Below are 13,014 nucleotides of genomic sequence, written 5' to 3' on the forward strand. Positions count from 1 at the left end.
GTTCAGCCCTGCGTGGGCGATGAAGTGCCAATGCCGCTGCCGCGCAGCATCTGCGACACCTGCACACGCAAGGCATCAGCTTGGGGGCGGCCAGCGCGCGATTCGCGCAGGGCGCGATACCAGCGGCTCATGGCCTGACGCGCCTCTTCCGGATCCTGCACGCGCTCCAGGTCGTTGATCACCCCTGCTGCCATCACACCCAGGCTCTCGCGGGCACGTGCCATCATGAAGTTGCTGGCCGTCATCCAGGCGTCGGGCATGTTCTGGGCTGCGGCCTCCGTTGCGGCTGCTGCTGCGGCAGCACTGTCGGCGGAAGCGTGGATTTCGATCAGGCCACGGGCGACCAGCTCGTTGAGTTCGGCGATTACATTCTGCCCCGGCAGCATGCCTACCAAACTACCCACGTTGCGCTGACCGTCTGCCAGCAGCAATACGCGGCGCGTCGTATAGCTGAGGCCAGCTTCGCGCTGGGCCAGCATCTCGGCGCCCAGTGCGGTTTTCTGGGGTACGTAGGCGTGGGAGGCAGTGGCTTGGGCTGACATGATGGAAATCCTTCGTGACTATCGGGGACGGTGGGTTCAATTCAATTTGCGTCATGAGCATCAAAATTTTGAATTAATGAAACTTATCGCCAGGCGAAACGTATTTGTCGGAAAACGGATTTTTGTTGATACAAATATCGAATTTGGCGATTCTTGGGTGGCAAAAGGAGCAGCTCCCCAAAGCCCGGCTTATTTGATGCACTGCATCGCCGTTCGGCGCTTACGAACGGTATAGCCCGCCACAAGAGGGCTTGTAGGCACCTTTTCGGGCAGTGGGAGTGGTCCGGTAAAATGGGCGCCAGTAACACTCGTCTGCGTTCATGCTCTCCCACCTCAATCCCCCCCAGCGCGAAGCCGCGAAGTACCTTGACGGCCCCTGCCTCGTGCTGGCGGGCGCCGGCAGCGGCAAGACGCGCGTGATCACGCACAAGATCGCCTACATGGTGAAAGAGTGCGGCATGGAGGCGCGCAACATCGCCGCCATCACCTTCACCAACAAGGCTGCGCGCGAGATGGAAGAGCGCGTCGGCAAGCTGCTCGAAGGCGGCGCGGCCAAGGGCCTGACGGTGTGTACCTTCCATGCTCTGGGCGTGAAGATCGTGCGTCAGGAGGCGCGTCTTGCCGGGCTGAAGCCGCAGTTCTCGATCCTCGATTCGTCGGACGTGATGCAGATCGTTTCCGACGTCATGGGAAGCAATGACAAGAGCCTCACGAAGTCGGTGCAGTGGACGATTTCGGGCTGGAAAAACGCGCTCATCACGCCCGACGAAGCGGTCAAGCTCGTCAAGGATGAAGCCAGCGAACTTGCCGCCAAGCTCTACCCGGCCTACGAGAAGACCCTGCGCGCCTATCAGGCCGTCGACTTCGACGACCTCATTGCGCTGCCGGTGCGCCTGTTCGACGAGCACCCGGAAGCACTGGAACGCTGGCAGAACCGCTTGCGCTACCTGCTCATCGACGAATACCAGGACACCAATGGCGCGCAGTACAAGCTGCTACGCCAGATCTCGGGCGTGCGCGGTGCCTTTACGGCGGTCGGCGACGACGATCAGGCCATCTATGCCTGGCGCGGCGCGGACGTGAAGAACCTCTACGCGCTGCAGACCGATTACCCCAAGCTCAAGCTCATCAAGCTGGAGCAGAACTACCGCTCCTCGAACCGCATTCTCAACGCGGCCAACACGCTGATCGCCAACAACGAAAAGCTGTTCGAGAAGAAGCTGTGGTCCGAGCACGGCCTGGGCGATGCCATCAGCATCGTCGCTGCGCACACGCCGGAGCAGGAGGCCGAGCTCGTCGCGATGAAGATCTCGACGCACCGCTTCGAGCACCGCACGCACTTCTCCGACTACGCCATCCTCTACCGCGGCAACCACCAGGCGCGGCTCTTCGAACAGCAGCTGCGCAACCACAAGATCCCGTACGTGATGTCGGGCGGGCAGAGCTTCTTCGAGCGCGCCGAGATCAAGGACATCACCTGCTACCTGCGCCTCTTGCTCAACGGCGACGATGACCTTGCTTTCATTCGCGCCATCACCACGCCAAGACGCGGCATTGGTGCCGGCACGCTGGAGGCGCTGGGCAACTATGCCGGTGCTCGCCAGATCAGCCTGTTTGCGGCCGCCTTTGAAGAAGGTGCGACTGAACACGTTGCCGCGCGCCAGCTGGAAGGCGTGCGCGAGTTCGGCAACTTCATCAACAACCTCGAATACCGTGCCCAGCGCGAACCTGCCGGCCGCGTGCTCGAAGACCTGCTGCGCGCCATCGGCTACGAGGCGCACCTGTTCGAGCATTGCGAGCAGCGCGAGGCCGAATCGAAGTGGTCCAACGTGCGCGACTTCGTCGAATGGCTGTCGAAGAAGGGCGAGGAAGACAGCAAGAATCTGTTGGAGCTGGCGCAGACCGTGGCGCTGATCTCCATGCTCGACAAGGGCGACGAAGAGCGCGACGCCGTGCAGTTGGCGACCCTGCATGCCTCCAAGGGGCTGGAGTTTCCGCACGTCTTCCTCGTCGGTGTCGAGGAAGGCATGCTGCCTCACCAGAGCAGCATCGAGGGTGACGCCATCGAGGAAGAGCGCCGCCTTATGTACGTCGGCGTCACACGCGCCCAGCGCACCCTGACCATCAGCCACTGCGAGCGGCGCAAGTCCGGCAAGGAAGTACGCACGGTCGAGCCCTCGCGCTTCATCGCCGAGCTCGGCGACGGCTTGAAGCACAGCGGCGGCAAGAAGGCCGAGCCGGTCTCGCAGGAAGACGCGCTGGCCAAGCTCGCCAAGCTGCAGGCGATGTTCGCGCCCAAGACGGGTTCCTGAGGCCAGAATCTGCGGGTGAGCGGGTGTGACTTCCGTCCCTTGGCCTTGCGCATCGCAGCTTTCCGCAATTGATTCGAACAATTAACATTTGCGGATGGCTCGGCGTTTGGTCGGGTCGCAAAAGACCACATGGTTTCGAGGAGACAGACGATGCAAGCCAGGTTTTTCACTGGCGTCGCGCTGGCATTTGCCGCGCTGACGACCCATGCCGCGACGGATTACCCGTCCGGCTACACCAAGTGCGTTCAGGCTACCGGTGCGACCTGCACCATGACCGGCACACGTTCGACGGCGCTGGGCAAGTCCGGCGAGTTCGTCTACGCCACCAAGACCGGCAGTTTCGCCTGCACGACCTCGGCTTACCCCAGTAATAGCTTCACCACAGCGGCCTGGTGCTCGTATGCCGCCACGACTACCTCGTCGTCGAGCACCAGCAGCGTGGCATCGAGCAGCAGCTCGTCGGTTGCTTCGTCCGTGGCTTCGTCAACCTCGTCTAGCAGCGTGGCGTCCTCCAGCGTCGCTTCATCTTCTTCGTCGAGCAAGGCGTCGAGCAGCTCCAGCGCGGCGTCGTCGAATGACGGCGCCTGCGTGACGACCTGCACCGACTACATTCGCAAGAACACCGAGACCTCGCCGCTGACCCAATCGCGCATCGATGCCGAAGCCGGCTCGCTGAAGACGGCCTTCACGACCTACCTGACCACCTCGAACAACGCTCGCGCGGCTGATAAGGCCAGCCTCAAGGCTGAGCGCTCGGGCCTGTCGTCAGTGCCCTCAGCACGTGGCTCGGACAAGACCGGGCCGGATACCATGCCGCTGTCGGAGACCGCCTCGTACTATGCCGGCAGCAGTGCACTGGCGATTGCGCGTGAGATCGTCAGCTTCCAGGTGCCGTCCGGCGCATGGGGCAAGAACATGGTGCGCACCGGCGTCGTGCGTGCCAAGGGCCAGTCCTACATCGGCAGCAACATCGATCCGAACGGATCGGGCGCGACCGACTGGAACTATGTCGGCACTTTCGACAATGCCGCCACCACCACCGAGATCCGCTACCTCGCCAAGGTGCAGGCGGCGCAGAGCACGGATCGCTCGACGTTCCAGGCCTCCATCATCAAAGGCCTCAACGCGATACTGGCAGCGCAGTACCCAAACTACGGCTGGCCGCAGAACTATCCGGTGTCGGGTATGGCCTATCACGATGCGATCACACTGAACGACGATGCGATGCTCAACCTCATCAAGCTGCTGCGCGAGATCGGCACCAGCTCGAACAGCGACTTTGCGTTCGTCGATACGACCCTGCGCAACAAATGCGCTGCCGCAGCGGGCAATGGCATCACCTGGCTGCTGACCAATCAGGTACGCATCAACGGCAAGCTGACCATCTGGGGTCAGCAGCACGACGTGTTCACGCTGAAGCCCACGCCGGCGCGCGCCTATGAGATGGCAGCCTTGTCGTCGTCCGAGAGCGGCAAGATCGTCAAGTTCCTGATGTCCCTGCCCAATCCGGATGCAGCGACGCGCACAGCGGTCTACGCCGCGGCTGACTTCTTCAAGGCGACGCAGATAGATGGCAAGGCTTGGGTCAGTGGCGCGCTTGTCAGCGATAGCAGCAAGAACTCGTGGGCGCGTTTCTATGACCTCAGCGTCTATGACCCCACGGCAAGCGCGCTTGCAGCGCGCGGTCGCATGCTGTTCGGCGACTTTGCTGATCGCCATGGCGCTGCCAGCAGCGTGTATGGCTTGATCTTCGGGTCGACCACGGCCGTGTCTGCGGAGCGCCTGACGGGGTACGCGCAATACAACAACGTGGCTCAGAGCCTTCTGACCAGCTTCACGACCTGGAGCGCCAGCAACCCCAAGCCCTGAGCGGCTTTGCAGCAGCATGGAACGAATCCCCCGGCGTGCCGGGGGTTTTTGTTTGTGGTGACCATAGAAGAGGCTACAGGCAGGCATAAATTCTCCCAATTGGCGATGTGACGTAGCCGTGCATAGCTTGAATCAAGGGGCCGACATTCGACGACAGGCCCGGATTCGAGAGGTGCATCATGCAGACGTCACTCCCTACGCACGAATCGCCTGCGCCGCCTTCGCTGGCCGATGCCGCACAGGCTGATGACATGGACTTCCGCCCCGCCCCGCTGGGGTGGTTGATGTCCTGGTTCATGGACAGGAAGCGGCCCAAGCCGGTGGCTGAGCCGGAGCCCTTCGACGAGCACATCAACGGATTGGCATGAGCCCTATATCAGGGAGGCAGTGAGCCGGTCATCAAAGCCGGTGCCAGTGCGCGTTACACTGAAGACAATACCGATTGCACGGAGTTGTCGATGTCTTCACGCACCATTCAGGTCAGCCCCTTTGATCTTGTCGTGTTCGGCGGAGCCGGCGATCTGGCCGCTCGCAAGCTCCTGCCAGCCCTTTACCACCGCGATCTGGCCGGACAGCTGCCCGACGTGGCACGCATCATCGGTGTGTCACGGCGCCCGCTGTCGCGTGAGGCCTATGCTGACTTTGTGCGCAAGGCGCTAGATGAATTCGTGAAGCCAGCGGACAAGAAACCCGAGGCGGTGGAACGCTTCGTTGCGCGCACCTGGTTCTGCGCGGCCGATGCCGAAGGCGAAGGCGGCTGGGCCGAGCTCGCGGGCATGCTGGCCAGCGGGGCAGATCACGTCCGTGCCTTCTACTTTGCAGTGTCCCCCGATCTTTTCGCTCCCCTGTCCCAGCGCATCAAGCAGTTCGGCCTGGTCACCCCGCAGACCCGCGTCGTGCTCGAAAAGCCTCTGGGCAAGAACGGCGAGAGCGCCAATGCCGTCAACAGCGCGGTCGCTGCAGTGTTCGACGAAAGCCAGGTCTTCCGCATTGACCACTACCTCGGCAAGGAGACAGTGCAGAACCTCATGGCGCTGCGCTTTGCCAACCGTTTGTTCGAACCACTGTGGAACGCCACCCACATTGACCATGTACAGATTACGGTGGCCGAAGACATCGGCGTGGGCGATCGCGGCGGCTACTACGACACCTCGGGCGCCATGCGCGACATGCTGCAGAACCACATCATGCAGCTGCTGTGTCTCACCGCAATGGAGCCGCCCGACTCTTTTCAGGCTGACGCCGTGCGCGATGAAAAGCTCAAGGTGCTCAAAGCGCTCAAGCCGATCGACGAGCGCAATGCCGAGCAGATGACGGTGCGTGCGCAGTACCGAGGCGGTTCGGTCGGCGGGCAGGCTGTCAAGGGTTACCTCGAAGACCTCGGCCGCGAGATCAGCACGACCGAGACTTTTGTGGCCATCCGCGCCGAGATCGCCAACTGGCGCTGGGCCGGCGTGCCTTTCTACCTGCGCACGGGCAAGCGCCTCACCCGTCGTACGTCCGAGATCGTGGTCAATTTCCGGCCCATCTCCCACAATATTTTCGATTCCTCGGCCGGCCGCGTGAGCCAGAACCGCCTCATCCTGCGTCTTCAGCCCGACGAGGGCGTGACGCTGGAGGTCACCATCAAGGATCCCGGCCCCGGTGGCATGCGTCTGCGCCGCATCCCGCTCGACATGAGCTTCGCCGAGACCTTCGGCGTCTCCAATCCGGATGCCTATGAGCGCCTGCTGATGGACGTGATCCGTGGCAACCAGACCCTGTTCATGCGTGCAGACGAAGTGAATGCAGCGTGGAAGTGGGTCGACCCCATCCACGCGGCCTGGGCCCACAACGACCAGCGCATGCACACCTATGCAGCTGGCACTTGGGGGCCGTCTGCCGCCGTAGCGCTGATCGAGCGCGACGGGCGCACCTGGTTCGAAGACGCGGAGTAAGTACCAGAGCAGGTGCCCCCCCGGGCTGCCGGCGCTCTGGACGCGTTGGCGCAACGCATCGCCGGCAGCCGCAGTGCGGCAGCCCCTCATGCCCTGTGCCCCCTGGGCATGCCTCGCGGCACTTAAGTCGCGCATTTTCCTTGATAGAACAGTCGCTTGCTTGCCGGAAGGTTCGCTTGCCTTGCTACCGGTACAGCGCGGGCGGAGCCATTTCGAATAACGTTCAGCCCAAAAAGATGCCCAAATGGCGGCTTATACGGCCTTCGCTTACGTGAAACACCTATATTTTGTTGTCATGCAACATCGTAGGGGGCCGTCATGCAATCGGGGATTCATGCGTTACGGGAATCTGGTCACGTCAGTAAAATCAATGGCTTAACAAAGCCTTCGGGCAAATCACAGGGCCTGCAGCGGCAAACAGCCAGGCGTCGCATCGGTCTGCTGATCGATTCGCTGATCGGCGGTGGCGCCGAGCGTGTGGTGCTCAACCTCGCGCAGTCCTTCCAGCAACTGGGGCACGAGGTGCACGTGATCCTGGTACGAAACGAGATCCAGCACTGCTTGCCACCGGGCATCCGCGTGCATGCCCTGTCCGAAGACGGACACCCCTTGCGCAACAAGCTGTTCAACCGCTTGCTGCTGGCCTGGCGTCTCGACAGGCTGGTTGCAAGGATCGAGCAGGGTGGGGGCGCGTTCGATTTCTTCATTTCCAATGCCGAGGATGCGGACCGCATTTCCCGGTTGGCGGGCCTGCCGAAGGTCTTCATCCGCTACCGCAATTCGATGGCGGAATACCTGCAAAGCAAGATCGGCCATCGCACGGGGCTCAAGCGTTTGTGGCACTCGCTGAAGTGGCATCACCATTTTCGTGCCATCTACGGCGATAGGCACATTGTCACGGTCTCCGATGCCATGCAGGACGACATCGTGCGCGGCGCAGGTGTCGTGCCGCGCAGCATGCGTACCATCTACAACCCGTTCGACTTTGATGCGATCCGCATGGCGGGCGAGGCTTTCGTGCCAGCGCTGGCACAACCCTACATCGTCTACGTTGCGCGCTTCAGCAGACGTAAACGGCAGGACGTGTTGTTGCAGGCTTTTGCGCAAAGTGCCGCTGCACGGACGCACAAGCTGGTGCTGATCGGCGACGCCTACACCGACTCTGAAAAGCATTGGTTGGCGCAGACGCAAGAATTGATTGCAACACTGGGGCTGACTGATCGTGTTGTCCTGCCCGGCTTCCAGCAGAACCCTTATCCATGGATCCGGCATGCTGAGCTGTTTGCGATGTCGTCTGACAGCGAGGGTTTGCCAACCGTGTTGATCGAAGCCCTGATTCTTGGCACTCCTGTGGTCAGCACGGATTGCCCGACGGGCCCATCCGAAATCCTGACCGGCACACTGTCGCCCTGGCTGTGCCAGCGTGATGATCCGGCTGCGTTGGCTGACCTCATCGACAATGCGCTGCAGGACTATCCGCCCATTGTCGAGGCGACCCTGGCTCGCTTCAGCGCACGCTACGCCGCGACCCAGTACCTGCGTCATTGCTGCGCGCCGGCTCGCCATTCACCAAGCGCCGAGCGGAAACGTCTCTTGCGCCGCTCGGCGTGGTGGGCAGGTTGAGCGACACAGGCAGCGCACGGGGCATGGGCTAATCTTGCTGCATGAGTCGTCGTCTTCGCTTCAGCCTGCTGATCGCTTTGCCCTTGCTCGCCGTGTTGGCGATTGGCGCGTATTACGCGGCCCTGCATCTACTGCGCACGCAGATTGTGGAGGCGCTGGGCAATACGGGGGAGGTTGGCGAAATCCGTATCGGCTTCTCGCGCATCGAGATTGATGGCGTGCGCATTCGCGCCAGCTCGTCTGGCTGGCCGACGCAGGATGAGCTGCGTGCAGTCCGCGTCTACGTGACGCCGGATTTGCGCAGCCTGCTCGGTGGCCGCATTGCCGTGTTGCGTGTCGATATCGAGGACGCAGCACTGACCGTGCTGCGTAACCGTGCCGGGATGAAGATCGTGCCGGCCCTGCTCGACAAAACGAAGAAGATTGCGGACAAGCGCGGGGGTGACGCCGCTCGCGGCAAGGGCTTGCAGGTGCACATCGGCCACATCGCGTTGCGCAACAGCCGCGTCGATTTTTTCGATGCGACGCTGGGCGGCAAGACACATCACATCCCGCTTGAAGCCCTGTCGCTGGATCTCGGCGACCTTGAGCTGCCTGCGCTGGATGCGCGCAGCGCGCTCGATGTCGAAGCGCAGGTGGGTGGGCAGGGCAGGCTGAAGCTGAACGGCTGGCTGGTCGCCAGCACGCTGGATGCCGATCTCAGACTCAGGCTCGCCGACACGCCGGTCAAGCTCGTCGAGCCATACCTGTTCCGCAAACCGTATGGTGATGTGAAGGCGGGTACGCTGACACTTGATGTGCGCAGCAAGGTCGACAAGCGCCGTCTTGCGGCGCCGGGGCACCTCGCACTGAAAGGGCTTGAACTCGGTGGCGTCGTCGGCATCACGCGCGAAGCCGCAGCCTTGTTCGCGCGTTCGAAAGGACTCGACGCGGACACGCGCCGCCCCGTCGCACTGGACTTCACCGTGCAGGGCAATCTCGACGATTCGCGCTTCTCGCTCAACGAGGCGATCTATGCGCAGGCGGGGATGGCTGTCATACAGCTCTTCGGCCTCGGCGGCAGTGCGCAGGACAAGGCTGGTGGCAACCTCGGCAGCCAGGTCGAGGGAGCGGTCGGCAGGCTGCTTGGCCGCTGAATCTGCGCGCTCGCCTTACTTGATGAGGCCTTCGCGCTTGAGTGCTTGTGCAATGCGTGCGTTCAGCTGCGGGCCGAGCGACTGGCCCCAGCGCTGACCGATTTCTGTGCTTTGAGCGGAAATGCCCGGTTGTTGGGCGAGCAATTTCTTGCCGATCGGGGTGTTGTAAAACGCCAGCAGTTGTTGCATCTCTTCAAGGGTGAATGCCGCGTCATAGACCGGCTCCAGTTGCGCCAGCACGCCATTGGGTCCAATAAGGTTTTCGAGGAAGACTGCCGTGACCTCTTTCTGAATGACGCTGTCCGCAGCGGCCGGCAAGCCGGGCTGGGTTGTGCGGATCATTTGGGTCACCGCACGGGCCATGATGGGCATGACTGCACGAACGTTGTTTTCTGCCCCGGTGATCTGCAGCAGTTGCTGGATGGTGGCGCGCTTGACCGGGTCGATTCCGGTTTGCGCCCGTACCGCAGTGGTCATGATGCCAAGAATGAGCAGCAGGCAGGTGGTGACAGATTTCACGCGGAACTCCTTTCGTATCAGGCCGCGATATCGGCCAGTGTGGGCTTCAGGATGTCGATGACAAGTTGTGGTGCAATACCGACGAGATAACCCCGCTTGCCGCCGTTGATGTAGATCTTCGGCAGCGCTGCGATGCTCTCCTGCATGTAGATGGGCATCGCCTTCTTTGTGCCGAAGGGGCTGGTGCCGCCCACCATGTAGCCGGAGTGCCGGTTGGCGACTTCGGGGTTGCACGGGCTGATGGTCTTCACGCCGATCAGGCGGGCGAGGTTCTTGGTCGAGACTTCGCGGTCGCCGTGCATGAGTACGATCAGTGGGCGCTTGTTCTCGTCCTCCATGATCAGGGTCTTGATGACGGCGTGTTCATCGACGCCCAGCTCGCGGCTGCTGACGGCCGTGCCGCCCTTCTCTTCGTAGGCGTAGAGGTGATCGGTGAACGCCACCTTGTGTTCGCGCAGCACGCGCACGGCAGCGGTGACTGGGGGTTTGTCAGTCACGCAGCGGTCCAGCGGCGGCGGATGAGGGTCAGCGCCAGCACGGCGCCAAGCAGGGCCATGGCCATGTCGGACTGCGTGTCCCACACGTCGCCCTGCGTGCCGAGGAATTCGTCTGCGCCCTGGCCCAGCAGGAGTGCCGAGATCCATTCGATGAGTTCGTAGATGGCCGAGAAGGCCAGTGCGACGCTGACCGAAAGCACCGCAGCGAGCCCAGCGCCACGCACCCGTTCGCTGCGCAGCAGGTGTTCGCGCATGAACAGTGCCGGGGTAACGCCTTGCAGGAAATGGCCAATCTTGTCGTAGGGGTTGCGTGACAGGTCGAAGACATCTTGCAGCCAGAAACCGAAGGGCACGCGCGCATAGCTCCAGGCGCCGCCCGCAATGAGCACGATGGCGTGCACCGCCAGCAATACCTGCAGCAGCGGAGTGAGTGGAAAGCGCCGGGCCCCAGCCCATGTCCAGGGCAGCACGATCAGCACGGGCACAACTTCCAGGGCCCAGGTCAGCCGGTCATAGGGGTTCAGCCCCGACAGTGCCAGCGCAGCCAGCACCAGCACGGTCAGGGCGACCGGCAGGCGCAGGCTGGGGATGTTGTCGCTCACAGGATGTCCAGGAGTTCGACTTCGAACACCAGGGTGGCGTTGGGCGGGATCACGCCGCCTGCACCGCGTGCCCCGTAACCCAGCTGCGGCGGGATGACGAGCTTGCGCGTGCCCCCCACCTTCATGCCGGCCACGCCTTCGTCCCAGCCGGCGATGACACGGCGGCCACCGAGGGGGAAGCGGAAGGGGTCGTTGCGGTCCTTGCTGGAATCGAACTTCGTGCCGTCGGTGAGCCAGCCCGTGTAGTGCACGACGACATGGCGTCCGGCCTTGGCGAGAGCCCCGGAACCCAGCACGGAGTCTTCGTAAACGAGGCCGGTTTCGGTGGTGACGGGGTTCTGCATGCTCATGTCGAAGGGCTTTTCGACGTCCAGCAGCTCGACTTCGAAAACCAGCGTAGCGTTTGGCGGAATGTCGCTGCCGGCGCCTTCTTCGCCGTAGGCCAGGTGGGGCGGGATGGTCAGCTTGCGTGTGCCGCCGATCTTCATGCCTTGCACGCCCTCATCCCAGCCGGCAATCACATGTTGGCGACCGAGCGGGAACGCAAAGGGCTCGCCGTGGTCTTTGCTGGAGTCGAACTTTTCGCCAGTTGTGAGCCAGCCGGTGTAGTGCACGACAACCGTGCGGCCGGCCTCGGCGACGCGGCCGTCACCGTGGGTGAGATCTTCATAGACGAGGCCGCTTGGTGTGGTGATGGGGTCTGACATGAGGCAAATCCAGAGGTGGCAAAGGTCCGCAGGATACCGTGACGGGCGGATTGGCGACAGGCGGGGGAATTTTGCCTGCCGTTGTGGCAACATGAATGCTTATGCAATGTGGATTGTTAGAATGTGTGTCGCATGAGTCTGGCATGTGACAAATGCGACGGATGGTGCCCCATTTCGCTGTCCGTAACCACGGAAACATGAAATACTTCAAATCTGCCAGTTGCTTGATTTAAAAGGAAGTCCTGCCATGTTTCAGCATCTTGCCCGTGTATTCGCGTCTGTCTTGATCGGTTTCGCCGGATTTGCACCCGCGGCCTTTGCCGCAACGCCATTGAAGGGCTGGGTACTGGAAAACAGCGAGTACCCGAACCATCAGGGCATGCTGCGGTTCTTCGATCTGGTCAAGCAGAAGAGCCAGGGGCGTTATGAAGGCCAGACCCTGTGGCGACAGGATCTCGGCGCACAGAAAGACGTCGTGCCGAAGTTCAAAAAAGGCGAGGTCGATTTTGCTGTACTCAGCAACGCGGCCTTGACGGATGCGGTGCCCGAGATGGAAGTGCTCTCCCTGCCCTTCCTCTTCAGCGATCAGGAGCACATGCTGCGTGTGCTCGATGGCGGCATCGGCATGAGCCTCGAAGAAGCGCTGTTGAAGAAGGGCTACATTGTGCTGGCCTGGTACAACGGCGGCTCTCGCTCCTTTTACTCGCGCAACAAGCCGCTGCGCTTCTCGACGGATTTCGAAAGGTTGCGCATGCGCGTGGCCAATCGTGACTCCATGATCAGCATGGTCAAGGCACTGGGCGGCGTGCCGTCTACGATGGCGTTCGACAAGGTCGGTGATGCGCTCAAGAACGGTGAGCTGGACGCGGCCGAGAACGACATCCTGTCCTACGAAATTACCGAGCACTACAAGATCGCCCCCTGGTTCGTGTTCAGCCACCACAACGTGTTGCCCGAGGCCTTGGTGGTGTCGACCCAGCGCTGGGCTACGCTTAGCGATGCAGACAAGGAGCTCGTGCGCACTGCGGCGCGTGAGTCCGGCACTTACATGCGTCAACAACGCTCCCAGCTTGAAGCCCGCGTCAAGGCGCGACTCGAGAAGGCGGGCGTCAAGTTCAGCGTGCTCAAGGGTTCGGCCAACTTCGTGGCGCGGATGAAAGAGACCTATGCGCCCGTGGTCAAGAACCAGCAAGCGACGGATCTGATGATTCGCATCATGTCGGGCAACTGAGCGACGCAACCCTTATGGACTTCCGCGCATACTCGCGCC

13 protein-coding genes and 1 pseudogene are annotated in these 13,014 nt (G+C 62.0%); 8 read left to right on the forward strand and 6 right to left on the reverse strand.

Translation table 11 applies throughout. From position 1 onward, the window contains the following. Positions 1-2 precede the first annotated feature (2 nt). A complete protein-coding gene (locus ABEA02_RS12510) occupies positions 3-542 on the reverse strand; it encodes a hypothetical protein (RefSeq protein WP_345533312.1) in 540 nt (179 codons plus the stop codon). On the opposite strand from ABEA02_RS12510, the gene ABEA02_RS12515 reads away from it, so the two are divergent. From ABEA02_RS12515 to ABEA02_RS12545, 7 genes are all read left to right on the forward strand, one after another. Continuing rightward, a complete protein-coding gene (locus ABEA02_RS12515; protein WP_345533313.1) occupies positions 541-777 on the forward strand; it encodes a hypothetical protein in 237 nt (78 codons plus the stop codon). The genes ABEA02_RS12510 and ABEA02_RS12515 overlap by 2 nt on opposite strands. An 85-nt stretch (positions 778-862) precedes the next feature. Continuing rightward, entirely contained in the window at positions 863-2,854 is a 1,992-nt protein-coding gene (locus ABEA02_RS12520) for a UvrD-helicase domain-containing protein (RefSeq protein WP_345533314.1), read from the forward strand. 150 nt (positions 2,855-3,004) lie between these two features. Continuing rightward, positions 3,005-4,723: a pectate lyase gene (pelA, locus tag ABEA02_RS12525; RefSeq protein ID WP_345533315.1), complete on the forward strand. Its 1,719-nt coding sequence runs from the start codon at positions 3,005-3,007 to the stop codon at positions 4,721-4,723. 179 nt (positions 4,724-4,902) lie between these two features. Further along, a complete protein-coding gene (locus tag ABEA02_RS12530) occupies positions 4,903-5,091 on the forward strand; it encodes a hypothetical protein (protein WP_345533317.1) in 189 nt (62 codons plus the stop codon). A 90-nt stretch (positions 5,092-5,181) separates the two neighbouring features. Then, positions 5,182-6,660, forward strand: coding sequence for a glucose-6-phosphate dehydrogenase (gene zwf / locus ABEA02_RS12535; protein WP_345533318.1), 1,479 nt, complete (start codon positions 5,182-5,184; stop codon positions 6,658-6,660). 318 nt (positions 6,661-6,978) lie between these two features. Then, the gene (locus tag ABEA02_RS12540; protein WP_345533319.1) at positions 6,979-8,283 is read left to right on the forward strand and encodes a glycosyltransferase; all 1,305 of its coding nucleotides are present in this window, start codon (positions 6,979-6,981) and stop codon (positions 8,281-8,283) included. Between the two features lie 41 nt (positions 8,284-8,324). Continuing rightward, positions 8,325-9,419, forward strand: a complete 1,095-nt coding sequence (locus ABEA02_RS12545) for a DUF748 domain-containing protein (RefSeq protein ID WP_345533320.1) — start codon at positions 8,325-8,327, stop codon at positions 9,417-9,419. Positions 9,420-9,434: 15 nt separating this feature from the next. On the opposite strand, the gene ABEA02_RS12550 is transcribed toward ABEA02_RS12545, so the two are convergent. The 5 genes and pseudogenes from ABEA02_RS12550 to ABEA02_RS12570 form a co-directional block, all read right to left on the reverse strand. Then, positions 9,435-9,938: a DUF2059 domain-containing protein gene (locus ABEA02_RS12550; protein WP_345533321.1), complete on the reverse strand. Its 504-nt coding sequence runs from the start codon at positions 9,936-9,938 to the stop codon at positions 9,435-9,437. A gap of 17 nt (positions 9,939-9,955) precedes the next feature. After that, complete coding sequence (ybaK, locus tag ABEA02_RS12555) at positions 9,956-10,435, reverse strand: Cys-tRNA(Pro) deacylase (protein WP_345533322.1); 480 nt, start codon at positions 10,433-10,435, stop codon at positions 9,956-9,958. After that, positions 10,432-11,037, reverse strand: a complete 606-nt coding sequence (locus ABEA02_RS12560; protein ID WP_345533323.1) for a DUF2238 domain-containing protein — start codon at positions 11,035-11,037, stop codon at positions 10,432-10,434. The genes ybaK and ABEA02_RS12560 overlap by 4 nt, the downstream gene beginning before the upstream one ends. Next, positions 11,034-11,381, reverse strand: coding sequence for an FKBP-type peptidyl-prolyl cis-trans isomerase (locus ABEA02_RS12565; protein WP_345533639.1), 348 nt, complete (start codon positions 11,379-11,381; stop codon positions 11,034-11,036). The genes ABEA02_RS12560 and ABEA02_RS12565 overlap by 4 nt, the downstream gene beginning before the upstream one ends. A 21-nt stretch (positions 11,382-11,402) precedes the next feature. Then, positions 11,403-11,744: pseudogene (locus ABEA02_RS12570) on the reverse strand (FKBP-type peptidyl-prolyl cis-trans isomerase); the annotation flags it as partial. 247 nt (positions 11,745-11,991) lie between these two features. Between ABEA02_RS12570 and dctP the strand changes: the two are divergent. Further along, positions 11,992-12,975: a TRAP transporter substrate-binding protein DctP gene (gene dctP, locus ABEA02_RS12575; RefSeq protein ID WP_345533324.1), complete on the forward strand. Its 984-nt coding sequence runs from the start codon at positions 11,992-11,994 to the stop codon at positions 12,973-12,975. The last annotated feature ends 39 nt before the right edge of the window (positions 12,976-13,014 follow it).

The sequence above is a fragment of the Viridibacterium curvum genome, assembly GCF_039544165.1.
Taxonomy (GTDB): Bacteria; Pseudomonadota; Gammaproteobacteria; order Burkholderiales; family Rhodocyclaceae; genus Viridibacterium; species Viridibacterium curvum.

Coding starts and splice junctions, on each gene's coding strand:
- ABEA02_RS12515 (WP_345533313.1), top strand. CDS start 541: ATGATGGAAATCCTTCGTGACTATCGGGGACGGTGGGTTCAATTCAAT.
- ABEA02_RS12510 (WP_345533312.1), bottom strand. CDS start 542: ATGTCAGCCCAAGCCACTGCCTCCCACGCCTACGTACCCCAGAAAACC.
- ABEA02_RS12520 (WP_345533314.1), top strand. CDS start 863: ATGCTCTCCCACCTCAATCCCCCCCAGCGCGAAGCCGCGAAGTACCTT.
- pelA (WP_345533315.1), top strand. CDS start 3,005: ATGCAAGCCAGGTTTTTCACTGGCGTCGCGCTGGCATTTGCCGCGCTG.
- ABEA02_RS12530 (WP_345533317.1), top strand. CDS start 4,903: ATGCAGACGTCACTCCCTACGCACGAATCGCCTGCGCCGCCTTCGCTG.
- zwf (WP_345533318.1), top strand. CDS start 5,182: ATGTCTTCACGCACCATTCAGGTCAGCCCCTTTGATCTTGTCGTGTTC.
- ABEA02_RS12540 (WP_345533319.1), top strand. CDS start 6,979: ATGCAATCGGGGATTCATGCGTTACGGGAATCTGGTCACGTCAGTAAA.
- ABEA02_RS12545 (WP_345533320.1), top strand. CDS start 8,325: ATGAGTCGTCGTCTTCGCTTCAGCCTGCTGATCGCTTTGCCCTTGCTC.
- ABEA02_RS12565 (WP_345533639.1), bottom strand. CDS start 11,381: ATGCAGAACCCCGTCACCACCGAAACCGGCCTCGTTTACGAAGACTCC.
- dctP (WP_345533324.1), top strand. CDS start 11,992: ATGTTTCAGCATCTTGCCCGTGTATTCGCGTCTGTCTTGATCGGTTTC.